The sequence below is a fragment of the Microbacterium sp. NPDC057658 genome (genome assembly GCF_042799975.1).
Lineage (GTDB): Bacteria > Actinomycetota > Actinomycetes > Actinomycetales > Microbacteriaceae > Microbacterium.
Map to the genome: position 1 here is coordinate 943,501 of NZ_JBHVHT010000001.1, position 18,816 is coordinate 962,316.

Below are 18,816 nucleotides of genomic sequence, written 5' to 3' on the forward strand. Positions count from 1 at the left end.
CCCCAACGCCTTGACATCCGACGGTCGCGCTGTCATGCGGCGACTACAGTGGCGAGCGTGAGTCTCCGTCGTGTCCTGCTCGTCGCGCTCGGCGGCACGCTCGGGACGGCGGCGCGTCTGGGCCTCGGACTCCTCGTGGACGATCCCGGCGGCTTCCCCCTCGCGGTGCTGCTGGCCAACGTGCTGGGCGCCCTGCTCATCGGGGTCGTGGCGGCGCGGCTCCCGGCCTCGGCGGAGCTGCGGCTGCTGCTCGGCACCGGCGTCCTCGGCGGCTTCACGACCTACAGCGCCCTCATGACCGGGACGTTGGCCCTGTGGGGGTCGGCTCCGCTCCTCGCCGCCGCGTATGCCGTGGGCAGTCTCGTCCTCGGTCTCCTCGCGGCGGCCGTGGGGCTCCGGCTGGGGCGCCCGCGCCGGGGAGGGGTGTCGTGAGTCCACTGCTGTTCCTCGCGGCCGCGCTCGCCGGGGGCGTCGGCGCCGTCCTGCGGTACCTCGTCGACCTCGGCGTCGCGCGGCTCGCCGGCCGACGGTTCCCGTGGGGGATCCTCGTCGTCAACCTCACCGGCTCGTTCGCGCTGGGGCTCGTGACGACGGCGCTGCCGGACGCGGCGTTCGTGCTCGGCGCCGGCCTCCTCGGAGGCTATACGACCTTCAGCACCGCGATGCTCGATGCGGTCGCGCTGTGGCGGGACGGCGAGCGCGGCGCCGCGGTGTTCGACGCGGTCGGCATGCTCGTGCTCGGTCTCCTCGCCGCGGGGCTGGGGCTCGCGCTGGGCGCCGCGCTCTAGATCGACGCTTGCGAAGAGCCGACGTGCCGCGCTACTCTCGCTGCTAATCGTTTAACGCTAAACGGTTAACATCGCGCACCGCCTTCTCGTGCACCCGTCAAAGGAGACCTCGATGCCCCGCACCTCTCGCCGCGCCCTGGGCGCCCTCGCCGCCTCCGCGGCCGCCGTCCTGGCGCTCTCCGCCTGCTCCTCCTCCGCGACCGGGGAGTCGTCGGGCGGCGACATCACCCTCAGCTACGCGATCTGGGACGAGAACCAGAAGCCCGCGATGGAGGACATCGCCGCCGCGTACACCGAGGAGCACCCGAACGTCACGATCGAGATCCAGGTCACGCCGTACAAGGAGTACTTCACCAAGCTCCAGACCGCGGTGACGGGCGGCTCGGCCGCCGACGTGTTCTGGATGAATGGCCCGAACTTCCAGCTCTACGCCTCGAACGGACAGCTCGCCCCGCTCGACGACGTGGACGCGGCCGACTACCCCCAGGGGCTCGTCGACCTCTACACCTACGACGACGCGCTCTACGGCGCCCCCAAGGACTTCGACACCGTCGCGCTCTGGTACAACAAGGCGCTGTTCGACGCCGCGGGGGTGGAGTATCCGAGCGCGGGCTGGACCTGGGACGACTTCCGTTCCGCGGCCGCGAAGCTGACCGACCCGGCGAAGGGCCAGTTCGGCGTCGCCGCGAGCCAGTACGGCCAGGAGAACTTCTACAACTCCATCGCGCAGGCCGGCGGCGAGGTCATCTCCGCGGACGGCACCCAGAGCGGATACGGCTCCCCCGAGGCTCTCGAGGGCATCGAGCTGTGGACCGACCTCATCGCCGACGGCTCCTCGCCCACGGCGCAGCAGATGACGGACACGAACCCGGAGGACTTCTTCCTGTCCGGCAAGGTCGCCATGTTCCAGAACGGCTCCTGGGCCGCCATCGCCTACGCGGACAACGCGGACATCGGGGGCAGCGTCGACGTGGCGCCGCTGCCGGCGGGTCCGGAGGGCAACCAGAGCGTGATCCACGGCGTCGGGAACGTCGCGAACGCCAAGAGCGCGCACGTGGAGGAGGCCAAGGACTTCGCCGCCTTCGCGAGCGGCGAGCAGGCCGCGAAGATCCAGGCCGAGACCGGCACCGTGATCCCCGCGTACAACGGCACGCAGCAGGCCTGGGTCGACGCCCTCCCGCAGTACGACCTGCAGGTCTACATCGACGCGCTGGAGACGGCCGTCCCGTACCCCGTGTCGAAGAACACCTCCGCGTGGACGAGCATCGAGAGCGAGGTGCTGTCCCAGGTGTGGTCCGGAGCGGTCTCCCCGAAGGACGGACTGCAGGATCTCGCCGCGCAGATGCAGACCGCGCTGGACGCCGAGCAGGAGTGACCGCGTGACCGTCCTCGCGCCTCGCGCGGTCGCCCCCGCCGCCGGACGGACCCCGGAGGCCCCGCCCTCCGGGGTCCGCCGGCGGCGCCGTACGCCCGGTGCCTCGCCGTGGTGGGCTCTGGTGTTCCTCGGGCCCACCGCCCTGGGCCTCGCCGTGTTCTACCTGTGGCCGACCGTGCGCACGCTCATCATCTCCTTCACGAAGTCGGGGCCGTTCGGCGGCGCGGAGTGGATCGGGTTCGAGAACTACGTCCGGCTGTTCCAGGATCCGGAGCTCCTCGGCGCCCTCCGCAACACCGCGGTCTACACGGTGATCGCGCTCATCGGCATCCCCCTCGCGGTCGGGATCGCCGCGCTGCTGAACACCACCGGTCTCAAGGGCCGCAGCGCCTACCGCACGCTCTACTTCATCCCCGTCGTCACCATGCCCGCGGCGATCGCGCTCGTGTGGCGCATGATCTACAACGGCGACTACGGCGTGCTGAACGCGGCCCTCGGCGCGGTCGGCATCGAGGGGCGGAGCTGGCTGACCGATCCGAACACCGCGCTGGTCGCGATCGCCGTCGTCGGCATCTGGGCGGGCCTCGGGACCAACATCGTCATCTTCCTCGCCGGGCTCCAGGGCATCCCCGACACGATCATGGAGGCGGCCGACCTCGACGGGGCGGGCCCCGCACGCAAGTTCTTCTCGATCACGATCCCGCTGCTGTCGCCCTCGATCTTCTTCGTCAGCGTCATCAGCGTGATCGGGGCGCTGCAGGTGTTCGATCTCATCTACATGATGCTCGGCCGCAGCAACCCCGCGATGCCGAACACCCGCACCGTCGTCTACCTGTTCTACGAGGCGGGCTTCCTCGACAACGACCGCGGCTACGCCGCCGCCGTCGCCTTCCTCCTGCTGCTGATCATCCTCGTGCTGACGATCGTGCAGTTCCGGCTGCAGAAGAGGTGGGTGCACTATGAGTGACGTCTCCCTCGACACCCGCGCGGTCGTCGGTGCCGCCCCCGCACGATCGCGGAGGGCGGGCACCCCACGGAACCGCGGGCTGTGGATCGTCCACGTCGTGCTCATCGTCGGCGCCGCGCTCATGGTGTTCCCGTTCGTCTGGCAGCTGCTGACCTCGTTCAAGACGCTGTCCGACTCGGTGCAGGTGCCGCCGTCGTTCCTTCCGCGCGAGTGGGTGTTCACCAACTTCGCCGAGGTCTTCGACTCGATGCCGTTCGGGCAGATGTTCCTGAACTCCGTGCTCCTCACGGTCGGCCGCACGGTCGGGCAGGTCGCCCTGTGCACCATGGCGGGCTACGCGTTCGCGCGCATCGCCTTCCCGGGCCGGAACGCCCTGTTCGTCGTGTTCCTCTCGGTGCTCATGGTGCCCTCGCAGCTCTACCTGCTGCCGCAGTACGAGATCATCCAGGCGCTCGGCTGGCTGAACACGCTGCAGGCGCTCATCGTGCCCGGCATCTTCAGCGCCTTCGGGACCTTCCTGATGCGGCAGTTCTTCCTCTCGATGCCGGCCGAGCTGGAGGAGGCGGCGCGCATCGACGGGGCGAATCCGTGGCAGACCTTCTGGCGGATCATGGTTCCGCTCGCGAAGCCTGGCATCATCGCACTTGTGGTGTTCACTGTGCTGTGGTCCTGGAACGATCTGCTGTGGCCGCTGATCGTGACGACCGATCCGGCGAAGATGCCGCTGTCGGTCGGACTCTCGCAGCTCGTCGGCATCCACGGCACCGACTACCCGGTGCTCATGGCGGGTGCCCTGCTGGCGACCCTGCCCATGCTGGTGACGTTCATGATCCTGCAGCGGCAGTTCATCCAGGGCATCGCGTTCAGCGGGACGAAGGGCTGAGACATGGCACAGCGTGAGCACGCCCCGAGCCGCCGCCCGACCCTGCGGATGGTGGCCGAACGTGCCGGAGTGTCGACCGCGACCGTCTCGTACGTGTTCTCCGGGCGAGCAGGGGCCAGCGGGGCGGGCGTGGCCGAGGCCACCGCGGCGCGGGTGCTCGCGGCGGCGGACGAGCTCAACTACCGGCCGAACACGGCCGCGAGGGCGATCCGCACGGGTCGCAGCGGCATGGTGCAGCTCTCCCTGCACATGCTGAGCGATCCGTGGTCGCTGGCGGTGGCCGACGCCGTGAACGCCGAGGCGAACCGGCACGGGCTGACGACGCTGATCCTCGCCGACGGCGACTGGCACGCGGCCCTCGACCGTGTCGAGAGCGACGTGGCGTATCTCGACGGCGTCGGCCTGGACGAGGAGGACGCGCGACGGCTGGGCGACCTCGTCAAGCGCGGCCAGCGGCTCGTGGTGTTCTCGGAGCACCTGGAGCCGGACGGCTTCGACGTCATCCGTTCGGACGCGATCCCGGGGTGCGAGCTCGCGATGGATCACCTGCTGGAGCGGCACACGGCCATCGGCTGCATCGCCGCGGAGGGTGCCGTCCGCCTCGCGGGAACCCAGGTCACGCGCTACACGCCGTACGTCGAGAAGCTCGCGGCGGCCGGCATCTCCCCGGATCCGGCGTGGACCGTGACCTATGCGGAGACCCAGGCCAGCGCCTTCACCGCCGCGATCGAGCTGCTGTCGCAGGAAAACCGCCCGGACGCCGTGTACGCGACGACCGACTTCGCCGCGATCGCCGCGATCAACGCCGCGCATATGCTCGGGCTCCGCGTGCCGCACGACGTCGCGGTGATCGGTGTCGGGAACACGCCGGACGCACGGCTCATCGCGCCCACCCTCACCACCGTCGGCCCCACGGACTTCTACGAGCGTCAGGCGCGGATCATCGTCGAGAAGGCGCTCGAGAGCGAGCCCTCGCCCGGGGCGCTGCACGAGTTCCCCTGGGCCCTCGTCCCCGGCGGCTCGACCGACCTCGACGCCCCGGCAGCCCGCGGCCGCTGAGCCGCCCCCTTTCTCTCCCCCTCTGTCACGAAGGACTTCTGTTGGACCTCCACATCGGCATCATCGGCTTCGGCGCGCGCTCCACTCTCCAGGAGGAGGTGCACCGGCCGGGGCACGGCTCCCGCATCACCGCCGTCTGCGACCTCGCCCCGCGCGCCCGCGAGGACGCCAGGGCGCTCGTCCCCGACGCGCTCATCACCGACTCCCTCGACGAGCTGCTCGCATCCGGCGTCGACGCGGTCATGGTGCTGACCCCGGACGACACGCACGCCGCCCTGACCATCCGGGCGCTGGAAGCCGGGGTGCCCGTCTTCTGCGAGAAGCCCCTCGCGATCGATCTCGCCGACGCCGACCGCATGCTGGAGACCGCGCGACGCACCGGCACCCGGCTCTACATCGGTCACAACATGCGGCACATGCCCGTGATCACCCTCATGCGCGGGCTCATCCAGGACGGGCGCATCGGGCAGGTGAAGGCCGTGTGGGTGCGCCACTTCGTGGGGCACGGCGGCGACTTCTACTTCAAGGACTGGCACGCCGACCGGAGCCGCACCACCGGACTCCTCCTGCAGAAGGGGGCGCACGACCTCGACATCATCCACTGGCTGGCCGGCGCGTACACCGAGCAGGTGGCGGCGATGGGCGGCCTGAGCGTCTACGGCGACATCACCGACCGGCGGGACCGCGCGGGGGAGCGGATGCCCGACTGGTTCAGCATGGACAACTGGCCGCCGACCGCGCTCACGGGACTCCACCCCGTCGTCGACGTCGAGGACATCTCGATGGTGAACCTGAGGCTGGAGGGCGGGATCTTCGCGTCCTACCAGCAGTGCCACTTCACCCCGGACTACTGGCGGAACTACACCGTGATCGGCACCGAGGGGCGCATCGAGAACTTCGGCGACGTGGCCGGCAGCGAGGTGAGGCTGTGGAACCGTCGGCATGCCGGGGCGGCCGACGCGGACGAGGTGTTCATCGTGCCCGAGGTGCCCGACGCCGGACACGACGGTGCCGACGCGCTGCTCGTGGCCGAGTTCCTCCGGTTCGTGCGGCACGGTGGTCTCACGGCGACCTCTCCCGTCGCGGCGCGGGAGGCCGTGGCCGCCGGGATCCTCGCGACCGCGTCCCTCCGGGGCGACGGCTCCGCGATCTCCGTCCCTCCGCTCGACCCCGAGCTCGTCGCCTACTTCGAGCGCGGCCAGACCCCCTCCTCCACCCCCTCCTCCTCCGCCGCCTGACCCACCGGCAGGGGAGTGCAATAGGGCACCCGAACCGCGTCTCCCAGGCACGTTTCTGATCCCGCAGCGAGGGGGAGGGGGAGAGGGGTGGGGCTCTCAGGGAGTTCACACCGGAGCGAATGTACAAACGTACATGTACGGATGTCCAGGGGGTGAGCGATGGCGGAGAGCGCGCGTCGGCGGCGTGATCCCGAAGCGCGCCGTCGGGAGATCGTCACGGCTGCCGCCGAGCTCATCATCGAGGTCGGGGCCGACGCCATCACGCACCGCATGGTCGCCGCCCGCGCCGGAGTGCCGCTCGGGGCGACCACCCAGTACTTCGACACCCTCGACGACCTGCGCAGCGCCGCCTTCCGTGCCCTCGCGGACGAGATCGAATGCCGGCTCGACGGGGTGCGGCAGACCCTCGCCGACCGCGGAGCCGGGGCCGACGTCATCGCCGCGCTCGTCCACGACAGCATCCACGACGGACACGCCGTGCAGGCGGATCGAGCGGTGGTCACGGCGGCCGTCCACGATCCGCGTCTGCGCGAGCTCGCGCGCCACCTGTCCGACCGCCTCGTTGACCTCCTGGAGCCGACCTATGGCGCCGACCGGGCCCGAGCGGCGATGATCTTCATCGACGGCGTCATGTGGAGCACGCAGATCCGCGACGTCGATCTCGAACAGTCCTTCCTCGAATCCGCACTGGCGCGGATCCTCGGAGAACCTCTCTCCCTCCCATCCGCAGCGACCGCCACCCCCTGACACCGAGGACCACGCCTTGTCGAAACTCGCCATCCTCAGCCTGAAGAACCGCGCCCTCATCGCGCTCGTGACGATCGTCGCCGCGGTGTTCGGCGGGCTCGCGCTGACCAACCTCAAGCAGGAGCTCATCCCGTCGCTCGAGCTGCCGGCACTCGTGGTCATGACCACGTACCCCGGCGCCTCGCCCGAGGTGGTCGAGAACGACGTCTCGACGCCGATCGAGTCGGCCATCCAGGGGGTTCCCGACCTGGAGTCGACCACCGCGACGAGCACGACCAATGCGTCCATCGTGCAGGCGATGTTCTCGTACGGCACGAACCTCGCGACCGCGGAGCAGAAGATCCAGCAGGCGATCAACCGCATCTCCTCGCAGCTGCCGGAGGACGTCACGCCGCAGGTGCTCTCGGTCTCGATCGACGACTTCCCGGTGATCCAGGTGGCGGTCACCGGCTTCGACGACGCGGACAACGCCCAGGCGCAGCTCGAGAGCGTCGCGATCCCCGACCTCGAGGACGTCGACGGGGTGAACGCGGCCGAGATCGTCGGCGGCGTCGGACAGCGCATCACCATCACCCCCGACCTCGCGAAGCTCGCCGCCGCCGGACAGAGCAGCGAGGCGATCAGCACGGCACTCCAGCAGAACGGCACCCTGTTCCCCGGCGGCGAGATCACCGAGGATGACGAGACCCTCACGGTGCAGACCGGAGCGAAGATCACCTCGGTCGACGAGATCGCCGCCCTGCCGCTCGTCGGCACCGCGGTCACCATCGGCGACGTCGCGACGGTGGAGCAGGTGTCCGACCCGGTGACCTCGATCTCCCGCGTCGACGGCGAGGACGCCCTGTCGATCTCCATCACGAAGCTCCCCGCCGCCAACACGGTCGAGGTGTCGCAGGGGGTCATCGCGGCCCTCGACGAGATCGGGGAGGCGCTTCCGGACGCGGAGTTCACGGTCGTGTTCGACCAGGCGCCGTTCATCGTGCAGTCCATCGACACCCTCGCCACGGAGGGTCTGCTCGGTCTCGTGATGGCCGTGCTCGTGATCCTCGTGTTCCTGATGTCGGTGCGCTCGACCCTGGTCACCGCGATCTCGATCCCGACCTCGGTCCTCATCACCTTCATCGGGCTGCAGGCGTTCGGCTACTCCCTCAACGTGCTGACCCTCGGGGCGCTCACGATCGCGATCGGCCGCGTGGTCGACGACTCGATCGTGGTGATCGAGAACATCAAGCGCCACTACGTGGGCGACGCGGACAAGGGCGACGCGATCCGTCTCGCCGTGCGCGAGGTCGCCGCCGCCATCACCGCCTCGACCATCACGACGGTGGCGGTGTTCCTGCCGATCGTGTTCGTGGGCGACATGGTGGGCGAGCTGTTCCGTCCGTTCGCGATGACCGTCACGATCGCCATGGTCGCGTCGCTCTTCGTGGCGCTGACGATCGTCCCGGTGCTCGCGTACTGGTTCCTCAAGCCCGGCAAGCCGCTCCTCGACGACCAGGGGAACGCGATCGACCCGGAGGACCCGGCCGCCCCGCCGACGCGGCTGCAGCGCGGCTACCGGCCCATCCTCGGCTGGACGCTGAAGCACTCGGGCATCACCGTCGCGCTCGCGGTGGTGGTCCTCGCCGGCACCCTCGCCGCCGCCCCGCTGATGAAGGTGAACTTCCTCAGCGACTCCGGTCAGAACACCATGACCGTGACGCAGGACCTCGGCCCGACGGCGAGCCTGCAGGCGAAGTCCGACGCCGCCGTCCCCGTCGAGGAGGCGCTCCTCGACATCGACGGCATCGAGCACGTGCAGGCGTCCATCGGGTCGAGCGGCTCCGCGCTGCGCGACGCGTTCTCCGGCGGTGCGGGCATCACGTACTCCGTGCTCACCGACGGCGACGCCGACCAGGAGAAGCTGCGCGCCGAGGTGCAGGACGCGATCGACGGCCTCGGCGACGAGGTCGGCGAGGTCGCCGTCGCGGCATCCGCCGGCTTCGGCTCGAGCGACATCGAGATCACCGTGTCGGCCGCGACCGGCGACGACCTCGCCACCGCCACCTCCGCCGTGGTGGACGAACTCGACGGCCGCGAGGGCATCGGGCAGGTGACCGACAACCTCGCCGAGGCGCTGCCGTACATCGCCGTGGTCGTGGATCGCGAGGCCGCCGCCCAGGTCGGACTGTCCGAGGTCGCCGTCGGATCGATCGTGTCGAACACGATGCGTCCGCAGCAGATCGGCTCGGTCGAGATCGACGACACCGCGCTGACCGTGTACCTCGTCAACCCGGAGCCGCCGACGACCGTCGACGCCCTCCAGCAGCTCGCGATCCCCACCGCGGCGGGCATCGTGCCGCTGGAGGACATCGCGACCGTGGAGCAGCGCAACGGTCCGACCTCGATCACCACCGAGCAGGGACGGCGCACCGCGACCGTCACCGTGCCGCCCGCATCGGACAACCTCGCGGTCGCCACCCAGTCGGTCACCGAGGCGCTCGCCGCCGCGGACCTGCCGGACGGCGCCTCGGCCGAGGTCGGCGGCGTCGCCTCGCAGCAGGCCGACTCGTTCGCGCAGCTCGGCCTGGCGATGCTCGCCGCGATCCTCATCGTGTACGTGGTGATGGTGGCGACGTTCAAGTCGCTGCGTCAGCCGCTGCTGCTGCTGATCTCGGTGCCGTTCGCGGCGACCGGCGCCATCCTGCTGCAGATCATCACGGGCGTACCGCTCGGCGTGGCCTCGCTGATCGGCGTGCTGATGCTCATCGGCATCGTGGTGACGAACGCGATCGTGCTCGTCGACCTCGTGAACCAGTACCGGGAGAAGGGACTGTCGACCGCGGAGGCGGTGATGGCGGGAGGGGAGAAGCGTCTGCGCCCGATCCTCATGACCGCGCTCGCCACCATCCTCGCCCTCACCCCGATGGCGCTCGGGATCACCGGGCACGGCGGCTTCATCTCGCAGCCGCTGGCGATCGTGGTGATCGGCGGGCTCGTCTCCTCCACCGTGCTGACGCTCATCGTGCTGCCGACCCTGTACAACCTCGTCGAGGGGGCGCGGGAGCGCCGTCGCGCGCGGAAGGGCGAGCCGCACGACGATGGCGCCCCGGTCCCCGTGCACACGGACGGCACGCCGGTCAGCCGGCGCGAGCTGCGCGAGAACCACGGCGAGTAGTCGCGCGTCCGCAACGCGGAGAAAGGGCCCCGGTCCCGTCGAGGAGACGAGGATCGGGGCCCTTCCGCGTGTGTTCTCCGGACCGGTGGACCGCGGTCAGGCGAAGGAGAGGCCCCACTCCACGGTCCAGGTCTCGCCCGGGGCCAGGCGTCTCAGGCCGCGGCCGCTGTTGAGGGCATCAGCCGGGGCGGTCATCGGCTCGATCGCGACGGCGAGCGGCGTACCGGGATAGTTCGTGGCCGTGTACACCTGCACGAAGTCGAAGCCCTCGCCCTGCCAGAGCGTGACGGTCCGGCCGTCGGGGGCGGTGAGGGTGTGCCGCACCCGGCCGTCCGGGTCGCGGTCGAGGTCGGTGAACCCGGTGTCGAGCGAGACGTCGCCGACGCGGATGCCCTCGCGCAGCTCGGGATCGGCGGGACGGGTGCCGATCGGGAGCATGCGGTCATCCGTCTCGAAGGCGGTGCGGGCGGGCACCCGGAGGACGAGGTCGTGCGGGTCGACATCGCCGATCGTGGGGAACGGGTGAGTGCCGACCGCGACGGGCGCGGGGGAGTCGGACCAGTTGGTGAGCGTGTGCGTGACCTCGATGCCGTCCGCGGTGAGGACATACGCGACGGACGTCTCGATCAGGTACGGGTAGCCGGTCTGCGGGAAGACGGTCGCCCGCAGCGTCGCGGCGCCCTCCGTCTGCTCGATGGCGTACGCCGTGAAGCGCAGCAGGCCGTGACTGGCGTTGTCCGTCTTCGGCTCGGTGATCGCGAGCTGGCGCACGGTGCCCTCGTCGTCCCAGCGGCCGTCGCGCACCCGGTTGGGCCAGGGGGTCAGCACGACGCCCGAGCACGACGGCGTCGGGATGTCGAGCGGATACGGGGAGATGAGATCGACCTCGCCGATCCGGAGGGCACGGAGAGAGGCGCCGACCTGGGCGATCTGCGCGGTCACGTCGCCGAGACGGAGATGGACCTGGGTGCCGGTGGGAGAGACGGAGTTCACCTCGACATCGTAGTGCCGCAGGCCGCCGGAGTGCGGGGGTCTCCCAGGGATGCCGGGTAGACTGAGACGGTCGGCTTCGGACACCCGCGCAGGGCGCGGACGTTTTTCAGTGTGTGAAGTGTGAGTCCAGGGGCCGATGGTGCGCGTCGATCGACGCGAATCAACCATCACAGGAATGGCCCCGGCCGCAGATCGTCCGGACTCCGCTGGATCGGAGTGCTCGCGCGTGCGCGCAGCGCTGTTCTCGTGCGAGAACGCAAGAAGGACACCCGAATGCCCAAGAACAAGAAGCCCCGCGGCGGTCGCGCCGCCGCGAACTTCGAGCCGCGCTACGGCGCCAAGAAGACCTCGTTCCACGACCGCCACCGTCCGGCCGGCGGTCGGGACACGGCTCGCGACGAGCGTCCCGCACGCGACGACCGCGAGGGTCGCGCGACCGGCGGGTACGACCGTCGCCCCGGGAGCCGCAGCCCCGGGCACCGCGGCTACCGCCCGGAGGAGGCCGAGTCCGGTGCTCCGAAGCGCCGCTGGAGCTCCCAGGAGCGCGCCGGTCGCGACGAGGCCCGCAGCATCCGCAACCGTGCGGAGTCCGGGCGTCGCGAGGCCCCGCACCGCCGCGACGACCGCGCCGGTGGCGGCCGGTTCGACGACCGCGCCGAGCGTCCGCGGTACAACGACCGGTCCGGCGCTGGACGGTTCGACGACCGTCCGCGGCGCGACGACCGCGGCGGCTCGCAGCGACAGGGGTTCCGCGACGGCGACCACCGCGACGGCGGACGCCCGCGCTTCGACGACCGCCGGAACGAGCGTCCGCGCTTCGACCGCGACGACCGTCCGCGGCGGGACGACCGCGGCGGCGATCGCACCCGCGGCGGTGAGCAGGGGACCGAGCGTTCGTACGACGCCGCCCGTGCGCGCCGCGCGTTCGACCGCGACCGCACGCAGCGCTCCTTCGAGGGCGGGCGCGAGCGGCCGTCGACCGGAGGGGCCTACCGCACCGAGCGGCCGCGTCGGGACGAGCGCCCTCGTCGCGACGAGCGTCCGACCCGGAGCGACTGGAACGCGAAGCCGAAGGCGGCCTTCGAGCAGGCCGATGACGTCGTCCACGAGCGCCTCGAGGCACAGGCCGTGCAGGCCGTCGAGGTCGAGGGCGTCACGTTCGCCGACCTCGGCCTGGGCTCCAACATCACCGAGACCCTGAACAACATGGGCGCCGCGACGCCGTTCCCGATCCAGGCGGCGAGCATTCCCGCCGTCCTCGAGGGGCGCGACGTGCTCGCCCGCGGACGCACGGGCTCCGGCAAGACCATCGCCTTCGGGGCACCGCTCGTCGAGCGGGTGCTGCAGTCGCAGGCGGGCAAGCGTCGTGAGTTCGGACGGGCGCCGCGCGCGATCATCCTCGCCCCGACGCGCGAGCTCGCGCTGCAGATCGACCGGACCATCCAGCCGATCGCCCGCAGCGTCGGCCTCTTCACGACGCAGATCTACGGCGGTGTGCCGCAGGGCCGCCAGGTGGGCGCGCTGAAGAAGGGCGTCGACATCGTCATCGGCACTCCCGGCCGTATCGAGGACCTGATGAACCAGGGCAAGCTCGACCTGTCCGACTGCCGGATCGCGGTGCTCGACGAGGCCGACCACATGTGCGAGCTCGGATTCGTCGAGCCCGTGCAGCGCATCCTCCGCCGCACGGCCGAGGGCAGCCAGAAGCTCCTGTTCTCCGCGACGCTCGACCGCGAGGTCGCGGCGCTGGTGGACGAGTTCCTCGTCGACCCCGCCGTGTTCGAGGTCGCCGGCGAGGACCAGGGCTCCAGCACCATCGAGCACCGGGTGCTCGTCATCGAGCACCGCGACAAGGCGGACATCCTCACGTCGCTCGTCGACCGCGAGGGCAAGACGCTCGTCTTCGCCCGTACTCGCGCCTACGCCGAGATGCTGGCTGACCAGTTCGACGACGCGGGAATCCCGGCCGTCTCGCTGCACGGCGATCTCAACCAGGCCAAGCGCACGCGCAACCTGGAGAAGCTGACCTCGGGTCGGGTGAACGTCCTCGTGGCCACCGACGTCGCCGCGCGCGGCATCCACGTCGACGACATCGACCTCGTGGTCCAGGCCGACGCGCCGGACGAGTACAAGACGTACCTGCACCGCTCCGGTCGCACGGGTCGCGCGGGGCGCTCGGGCCGGGTCGTCACGCTCATCACTCGGCAGCGCCAGCGCCGGATGACCGAGCTGCTCGGTCGCGCCGAGATCGAGGCCCCGTTCGAGCAGGCCCGCCTGGACGACGACGTGATCGAGGAGATCGCCGGCCGCGTGCCATCCGCCGCCGAGCTCACCTCCTGACCCGTTCGGGATCAGAAAGGCCCCGGAGACTTCGGTCTCCGGGGCCTTTTCGCACTCCGCACCGGCCGGGTCAGGGGAGGGTGTGCTCGTGGAGGGGCGTCATCAGGGACGTACCGTTGAGGTCGAGGTAGAGGACGCCCTCGGTGACCGTGAGGGTCAGGGTGTTGCGGCGGGCGAGGTGGGGCGTGGCGGTGTCGACGAAGCCGGGATCGAAGCTGTAGACCCGGATGTCCTCGGCCCGGTGGATGCGCTTGTCGGCCCACGGCGCCATGACCTTGGCGGGATCGCGGTGCGTGTAGACCACCGTCCGGTCCGCGAGGCGGGTGGCATGATGCAGCCGTGCGGCATCGGGAGCGCCCACCTCGATCCAGACGGTGACCCGCCCCGTGAGGTCGCGCACGAGCACGGCGGGCTCCTCCGTGTCGGAGACGCTGCCGCCGAAGGCGATGCCCTCCGCGAACTCGAGTCCGTACGCGAGCACCCGGGTGAGCATGTACGCGTCGGTCTCGGAGGGATGCCGGGCGGCGCGGAGCGAGACGTCCTCGTAGACCCCGCGATCGGTGTCGGCCAGCTGCATCTCGAACGTGTGGACTGTCGAACCGATCGCCATGATCCTCGAGCCTACGTGGAGCAGCACCCCCTCCGTGACCGACTCAGAACAGCATCGGCTGGGGAGGAGGGGCCGCGGCAGCGCGGCCGCTCGGGGTGAACATCACCGGCCCGGCCGCCGGGGTCTCCGTCTGCACGTGGCCTTGGCCCGGGCGGAACCCGCGCCGCGGATAGTCGTCTTCGTGCCGGCCGTCGAGTCCGTGCATCCGGATGAGGGGACGAGCGCGCTTGGCGAGCCACTGCCGATACGGCTTCGGCGCCTCGACGGACGCTCCGGGATAGAGCCCCCGGTACGACGACACGAGGTCGGGACGGTTCTCGCCGAGCCACTGGAAGAACCACGGCTTGACGCCCGGACGCAGGTGCAGGGCTCCGTAGATCACGCTCCGCGCTCCGGCGGCCTTGATGCGGCGCAGGGCGTCGTCGATCGCGGCGAGGGAGTCGGTGAGGTGCGGCATGATCGGCATGAGGAACACCGTGACCGGGAACCCGGCGTCGGCAAGGGCGCGCACCGTGTCGAGGCGGGCCTGCGTGGTCGGAGCGCCGGGCTCGATCGCTTTCTGCAGCGCGTCGTCGTACATCGCGATCGACATCTGCACGTCGACCGGCACGCGCTGCGCCGCCTTCTTCAGCAGCGGGATGTCGCGGCGGATCAGCGTGCCCTTCGTGAGGATCGACATCGGGGTGCCCGACGCCGCGAGCGCCTCGATGATGCCGGGCATGAGGGCGTAGCGCCCCTCGGCCCGCTGGTACGGGTCGGTGTTCGTGCCGAGGGCGACCGTCTCGTGCTGCCAGCTCCCGCGGCGCAGCTCCCGTTCGAGCACCTCGACGACGTTGACCTTGACGACGATCTGGGTGTCGAAGTCGGCACCGCCGTCGAGGTCGAGGTACTCGTGCGTGCCTCGTGCGAAGCAGTACGTGCAGGCATGGGAGCAGCCGCGGTAGGGGTTGATCGTCCAGGCGAAGGGCATGCGCGACGCCCCGGGGACGTGGTTGAGAGCGGACTTCGACAGCACCTCGTGGAACGTCATCCCGGCGAACTCCGGCGTCGTCACCGTGCGCAGGACGCTGGACCGGTTCTCGAGACCGGGCAGCGCCGCCTCGTCGCTGTCCGCGAGCTTCTGTCCCTGCCACCGCATCGTCCTAGTCGAACAAAGAACCGAATCGAAGTCAAGCGAGTATGGCATCAATGTTCGAATGGAAGAATGGGGCCATGCCCTCCTCGCCGTACGCTCAGCATGCGGCGCCGCGCTCCCCGATCTTCGGCCCCGCCCTCCCGGTCGGGCTGGCGGTGACCGCGGTGGGCGTGCTGCTGTCCCTCACCGGGGCGGCCGCGACCCCTGTCGCCTCGGAGGACATGCCGCGGCCGGTCGCGGTGATGCAGGTGCCGACCGTGGAGAACGCGGCGACGCCCGCGGCGGACCCCTGTGCCGACCCCGGGGTGCAGGAGGCGATCGCGGCGGGGGATGACGCCGCCACCATCGCGGGGTTCGGCGGCGGAGCGCGCTTCCGTCAGGCGGTGGTCGCCGGGAACGCGCCCTGCGTCTCGCTCAGCGATCCCGCCCGGATCTGGGTCGTGGTGAACAAGGGCCGTCCGCTCGATCCGGCCGCCTACGAGCCCGCGGAACTGGGCCAGGTGCCCCTGCAGATGACGACGCCGTCGGGCCGCGTGCGCGCGGAGGTCGCCGACGCGGTCGGGCGCATGGCGGAGGCCGCCGCGGCCGCGGGGGTCGGCCGCATCGGCGCGAACAACGGCTACCGGTCCTACGGGCTCCAGGTCGCGACCTACGGGGCCCACGTGCGGGACCAGGGGCAGGCCGACGCGGACGCCGGCTCGGCGCGGCCGGGTCATAGCGAGCATCAGACCGGTCTCGCCCTCGACGTGGTGGCCTGCGATGCCGAATGCGGCGGTCTCGACGGCTTCGGGGCGACGCGGCAGAGCGAGTGGGTGGCCGCGCACGCCTGGGAGTACGGGTTCATCGTGCGCTACGAGCAGGTCGGCACCGCCGTCACCGGGTACGCGCCGGAGCCCTGGCACCTGCGTTACGTCGGAACGGAGCTCGCGGCGGCGTATCACGAGGGCGGCTTCCACACCCTCGAGGAGTTCTTCGGCCTGCCCGCCGCTCCCGACTACGAGCACTGATGGGGGCGTCCGCGGTGGCGCTCGGTGTGCTCTGAGGCTTTCCACAAAGGCGGTACCCAGTCCCACTCGGGATGGGATGCATTCTCACAATCGCCTGTCCTGCCCCGTGTCCCCGCCGTAGACTCGCCGGAGCAACGACGCACGACACGTTCGGGAGGACGGCATGGAACGCGACATCTACGAAGAGGATCACGAGGCATTCCGCGACCTCGTCAAGGATTTCGTCAAGCGCCACGTCACGCACGAGGCGATCGAGAAGTGGGACGCCGCCGGCGAGGTGGACCGCGCCACGATGCGCGCCGCGGGTGAGGCCGGCATCATCGGGCTCTCCGTGCCCGAGGAGTTCGGCGGCGCCGGGATGCTGCAGGACTACCGCTTCCGCGCGATCGTGAACGAAGAGGTCATCGCAGCCGGAGCGGGTTCGCTCGCCGGCGCCTTCGGCATCCAGGACGACCTGGCCGTCCCGTACCTCGTGCACATGGGCACGCAGGAGCAGAAGGAGAAATGGCTGCCCCGCATGGCCACCGGCGAGGTCGTCGGCGCGCTCGCCATGACTGAGCCCGGGGCCGGCTCCGACCTCCGCGGCATCAAGACCACCGCCAAGAAGGTCGACGGCGGCTACCTCGTCAACGGCGCCAAGACGTTCATCTCGTCCGGTGCGACCGCCGACCTCGTCGTGACCTTCGTCAAGACGGGCGAGGGCAACCGGCCCGACGCGTTCAGCCTCGTCCTCATCGAGAAGGGCATGGAGGGGTTCGACAACGGCAAGAAGCTCTCGAAGATGGGCTTCCACGGTCACGACACCGCCGAGCTGTCGTTCAGCGACGTGTTCGTGCCCGAGGAGAACCTCATCGGCGGCGTCGAGGGCAAGGGCTTCATCCAGCTCATGATGAACCTCCCGCTCGAGCGCCTCTCGATCGGCGTGGCCGGAGCCGCCGCCGCACAGGCCGCGCTCGACTGGACCGTCGCCTACACGAAGGACCGCGAGGCCTTCGGGGAGCGCATCATCGACTTCCAGAACAGCCGCTTCACCATCGCCGACATGTCCGCCACGGTCGACGCGCTGTGGGCCTTCATCGACCGCGCGCTCCTGGCGTACAAGGACGGCAGGCTCTCGGCCGAAGAGGCCGCGAAGGTCAAGTTCTGGGCCACCGAGCGCGAGTGGGAGGTGCTCGACGCCGGGGTCCAGCTCCACGGCGGCTACGGCTACATCACCGAGTACCCGATCGCCCGCGCCTTCCTCGACGCCCGTGTGCACCGCATCTACGGCGGCACGAACGAGATCATGCGCGAGATCGTCGGGCGTCAGATCGCCGGCAAGCGCTGACGCAGGGCCCGCGCGGCGGGCCGCAGGAGAAACGCACCCTCGGGACATCCCGAGGGTGCGCTTTCCGTCTGGAGGCAGAGGGGTGCGGCCCCACTTGTATCGACGAGTGGCGCCGGCGGGGACAGTCGGCCGTGCGGCGTGCCGGTCCCTGGGTTGTCGTTCTGCGCAGAAAAGCCTGATGACGAGCGGATAATTCCGGGTCCGACCAGGGGGCCGACTTTCTTCTGACTTGTCTCTTCAGGGGATACATGTGCTGGTCCATGATCGATACATGTCCGGACAGGCAACGTCCGGCTCGAGGACGCCGATGTCCTCGCACCCGCTCACCGAAGAGGCCGGAATGTCCACGCTCACCCTGCCGCAGCTCGACCGTACGTCGACGGCTCCGATCTGGTTCCAGATCATGCGCGCCGTCGAGGGGCAGATCGCCCAGGGCGCCTGGGCGCCCGGGGACCGCCTGCCGAGCGAGAGCGAGCTGCGCGCGCACTTCGCGGCCTCCCGGACCTCGGTCCGCGATGCGCTGTCCCGTCTCGAGAGCGCCGGGATCATCTCGCGGCAGCAGGGCAAGGGCGCGTTCGTCGAGCGTGCCCAGGGGCCGTCCGCCTGGACGCTGCCCTCCGCGCCGAGCCTGCTCGGCGAGTACAGCGAGGACGGACGCAGCGCCCTGAGTTCGGAGATCCTCCGCGGAGGGATCGAGCCGCTGCCGTCCTGGGCCGCCGCGGTGGTCGGTCGCGACTCGCCCGACGGCATGGGCTTCGTCCTGGAGCGCGTGCGCGCCGTCGGCGCCCGCACCGCCGTCCACGTGATCAACTACCTGCCGACGCGCTTCGTCGGCGTCCTTCCCGACCTCCGCGACCCCCGGGCCAGCCTCTACGCCGCGATCTCCCGCGTCACCGGTGTGCGGATCGCGCGCATGCACCGCACGATCGAGGCCGTCTCGGCCGACCGCATGCTCGCGGGACTGCTCGAGGTCGAGCCGGGGCATCCGATCGTCGTGGTCGAGGCCGTCGCCTACGACCAGAGCGGGCAGCCCATCGACATCTCCCGCGCCTCCGTGCGGACCGACCGTCTGCGCGTGAGCGTGGACACCGGCTTCGACGCGGCGGGCATCTCGAACGAGACCGCTTCCGGCCGATACCCGGCCGCGCTCCGCTGACCCCTTCCCCGTCCCTCGATCCCCCGGGAGCCCT

16 protein-coding genes are annotated in these 18,816 nt (G+C 70.6%); 13 read left to right on the forward strand and 3 right to left on the reverse strand.

Annotated elements, in window-relative coordinates:
- Positions 1–57: 57 nt before the first annotated feature.
- From ACFU8V_RS04490 to ACFU8V_RS04530, 9 genes are all read left to right on the forward strand, one after another.
- Entirely contained in the window at positions 58–432 is a 375-nt protein-coding gene (locus ACFU8V_RS04490; RefSeq protein ID WP_238695654.1) for a CrcB family protein, read from the forward strand.
- Positions 429–788, forward strand: a complete 360-nt coding sequence (locus ACFU8V_RS04495; protein ID WP_338565341.1) for a CrcB family protein — start codon at positions 429–431, stop codon at positions 786–788. Before ACFU8V_RS04490 ends, ACFU8V_RS04495 begins: the two co-directional genes overlap by 4 nt.
- A gap of 112 nt (positions 789–900) precedes the next feature.
- A complete protein-coding gene (locus ACFU8V_RS04500; RefSeq protein WP_025104695.1) occupies positions 901–2,163 on the forward strand; it encodes a sugar ABC transporter substrate-binding protein in 1,263 nt (420 codons plus the stop codon).
- Between the two features lie 4 nt (positions 2,164–2,167).
- Positions 2,168–3,130 (forward strand): carbohydrate ABC transporter permease, encoded by a 963-nt coding sequence (locus ACFU8V_RS04505; RefSeq protein WP_378869332.1) that lies wholly within the window; start codon positions 2,168–2,170, stop codon positions 3,128–3,130.
- The gene (locus ACFU8V_RS04510) at positions 3,123–4,013 is read left to right on the forward strand and encodes a carbohydrate ABC transporter permease (protein ID WP_025104693.1); all 891 of its coding nucleotides are present in this window, start codon (positions 3,123–3,125) and stop codon (positions 4,011–4,013) included. The genes ACFU8V_RS04505 and ACFU8V_RS04510 overlap by 8 nt, the downstream gene beginning before the upstream one ends.
- Positions 4,014–4,016: 3 nt before the next feature.
- A complete protein-coding gene (locus tag ACFU8V_RS04515; RefSeq protein ID WP_371512850.1) occupies positions 4,017–5,072 on the forward strand; it encodes a LacI family DNA-binding transcriptional regulator in 1,056 nt (351 codons plus the stop codon).
- Between the two features lie 41 nt (positions 5,073–5,113).
- On the forward strand, positions 5,114–6,310 hold the full coding sequence (locus ACFU8V_RS04520; protein ID WP_197462162.1) for a Gfo/Idh/MocA family protein: 1,197 nt from the start codon (positions 5,114–5,116) through the stop codon (positions 6,308–6,310).
- Positions 6,311–6,469: 159 nt separating this feature from the next.
- Positions 6,470–7,057: a TetR/AcrR family transcriptional regulator gene (locus ACFU8V_RS04525; protein ID WP_303709754.1), complete on the forward strand. Its 588-nt coding sequence runs from the start codon at positions 6,470–6,472 to the stop codon at positions 7,055–7,057.
- 16 nt (positions 7,058–7,073) lie between these two features.
- The gene (locus ACFU8V_RS04530) at positions 7,074–10,214 is read left to right on the forward strand and encodes an efflux RND transporter permease subunit (protein ID WP_378869338.1); all 3,141 of its coding nucleotides are present in this window, start codon (positions 7,074–7,076) and stop codon (positions 10,212–10,214) included.
- A gap of 96 nt (positions 10,215–10,310) precedes the next feature.
- Here the strand turns inward: ACFU8V_RS04530 and ACFU8V_RS04535 are convergent, their stop codons facing one another.
- Positions 10,311–11,207, reverse strand: a complete 897-nt coding sequence (locus tag ACFU8V_RS04535) for an aldose 1-epimerase family protein (RefSeq protein ID WP_025104688.1) — start codon at positions 11,205–11,207, stop codon at positions 10,311–10,313.
- Between the two features lie 273 nt (positions 11,208–11,480).
- Between ACFU8V_RS04535 and ACFU8V_RS04540 the strand changes: the two genes are divergently transcribed.
- On the forward strand, positions 11,481–13,547 hold the full coding sequence (locus ACFU8V_RS04540; RefSeq protein WP_374459626.1) for a DEAD/DEAH box helicase: 2,067 nt from the start codon (positions 11,481–11,483) through the stop codon (positions 13,545–13,547).
- A 70-nt stretch (positions 13,548–13,617) separates the two neighbouring features.
- Here the strand turns inward: ACFU8V_RS04540 and ACFU8V_RS04545 are convergent, their stop codons facing one another.
- Positions 13,618–14,157: a YaeQ family protein gene (locus ACFU8V_RS04545; RefSeq protein ID WP_378869343.1), complete on the reverse strand. Its 540-nt coding sequence runs from the start codon at positions 14,155–14,157 to the stop codon at positions 13,618–13,620.
- A 43-nt stretch (positions 14,158–14,200) separates the two neighbouring features.
- Entirely contained in the window at positions 14,201–15,295 is a 1,095-nt protein-coding gene (locus ACFU8V_RS04550; RefSeq protein ID WP_378869346.1) for an Rv2578c family radical SAM protein, read from the reverse strand.
- A gap of 74 nt (positions 15,296–15,369) precedes the next feature.
- Here ACFU8V_RS04550 and ACFU8V_RS04555 point away from each other — a divergent pair, with 74 nt between their 5' ends.
- The 3 genes from ACFU8V_RS04555 to ACFU8V_RS04565 all read left to right on the forward strand — a co-directional run bounded on the left by ACFU8V_RS04555 (position 15,370) and on the right by ACFU8V_RS04565 (position 18,782).
- Positions 15,370–16,299, forward strand: coding sequence for a M15 family metallopeptidase (locus tag ACFU8V_RS04555; RefSeq protein WP_378869349.1), 930 nt, complete (start codon positions 15,370–15,372; stop codon positions 16,297–16,299).
- Positions 16,300–16,462: 163 nt separating this feature from the next.
- Positions 16,463–17,626, forward strand: coding sequence for an acyl-CoA dehydrogenase family protein (locus tag ACFU8V_RS04560; protein ID WP_025104683.1), 1,164 nt, complete (start codon positions 16,463–16,465; stop codon positions 17,624–17,626).
- A 340-nt stretch (positions 17,627–17,966) separates the two neighbouring features.
- Entirely contained in the window at positions 17,967–18,782 is an 816-nt protein-coding gene (locus ACFU8V_RS04565) for a GntR family transcriptional regulator (RefSeq protein WP_161973074.1), read from the forward strand.
- The last annotated feature ends 34 nt before the right edge of the window (positions 18,783–18,816 follow it).

Excerpts from the sequence above, each read along its gene's own strand:
- ACFU8V_RS04500 (WP_025104695.1), top strand. The coding sequence starts at position 901 with ATGCCCCGCACCTCTCGCCGCGCCCTGGGCGCCCTCGCCGCCTCCGCG.
- ACFU8V_RS04510 (WP_025104693.1), top strand. The coding sequence starts at position 3,123 with ATGAGTGACGTCTCCCTCGACACCCGCGCGGTCGTCGGTGCCGCCCCC.
- ACFU8V_RS04515 (WP_371512850.1), top strand. The coding sequence starts at position 4,017 with ATGGCACAGCGTGAGCACGCCCCGAGCCGCCGCCCGACCCTGCGGATG.
- ACFU8V_RS04525 (WP_303709754.1), top strand. The coding sequence starts at position 6,470 with ATGGCGGAGAGCGCGCGTCGGCGGCGTGATCCCGAAGCGCGCCGTCGG.
- ACFU8V_RS04540 (WP_374459626.1), top strand. The coding sequence starts at position 11,481 with ATGCCCAAGAACAAGAAGCCCCGCGGCGGTCGCGCCGCCGCGAACTTC.
- ACFU8V_RS04545 (WP_378869343.1), bottom strand. The coding sequence starts at position 14,157 with ATGGCGATCGGTTCGACAGTCCACACGTTCGAGATGCAGCTGGCCGAC.
- ACFU8V_RS04550 (WP_378869346.1), bottom strand. The coding sequence starts at position 15,295 with ATGCGGTGGCAGGGACAGAAGCTCGCGGACAGCGACGAGGCGGCGCTG.
- ACFU8V_RS04555 (WP_378869349.1), top strand. The coding sequence starts at position 15,370 with ATGCCCTCCTCGCCGTACGCTCAGCATGCGGCGCCGCGCTCCCCGATC.
- ACFU8V_RS04560 (WP_025104683.1), top strand. The coding sequence starts at position 16,463 with ATGGAACGCGACATCTACGAAGAGGATCACGAGGCATTCCGCGACCTC.
- ACFU8V_RS04565 (WP_161973074.1), top strand. The coding sequence starts at position 17,967 with ATGTCCACGCTCACCCTGCCGCAGCTCGACCGTACGTCGACGGCTCCG.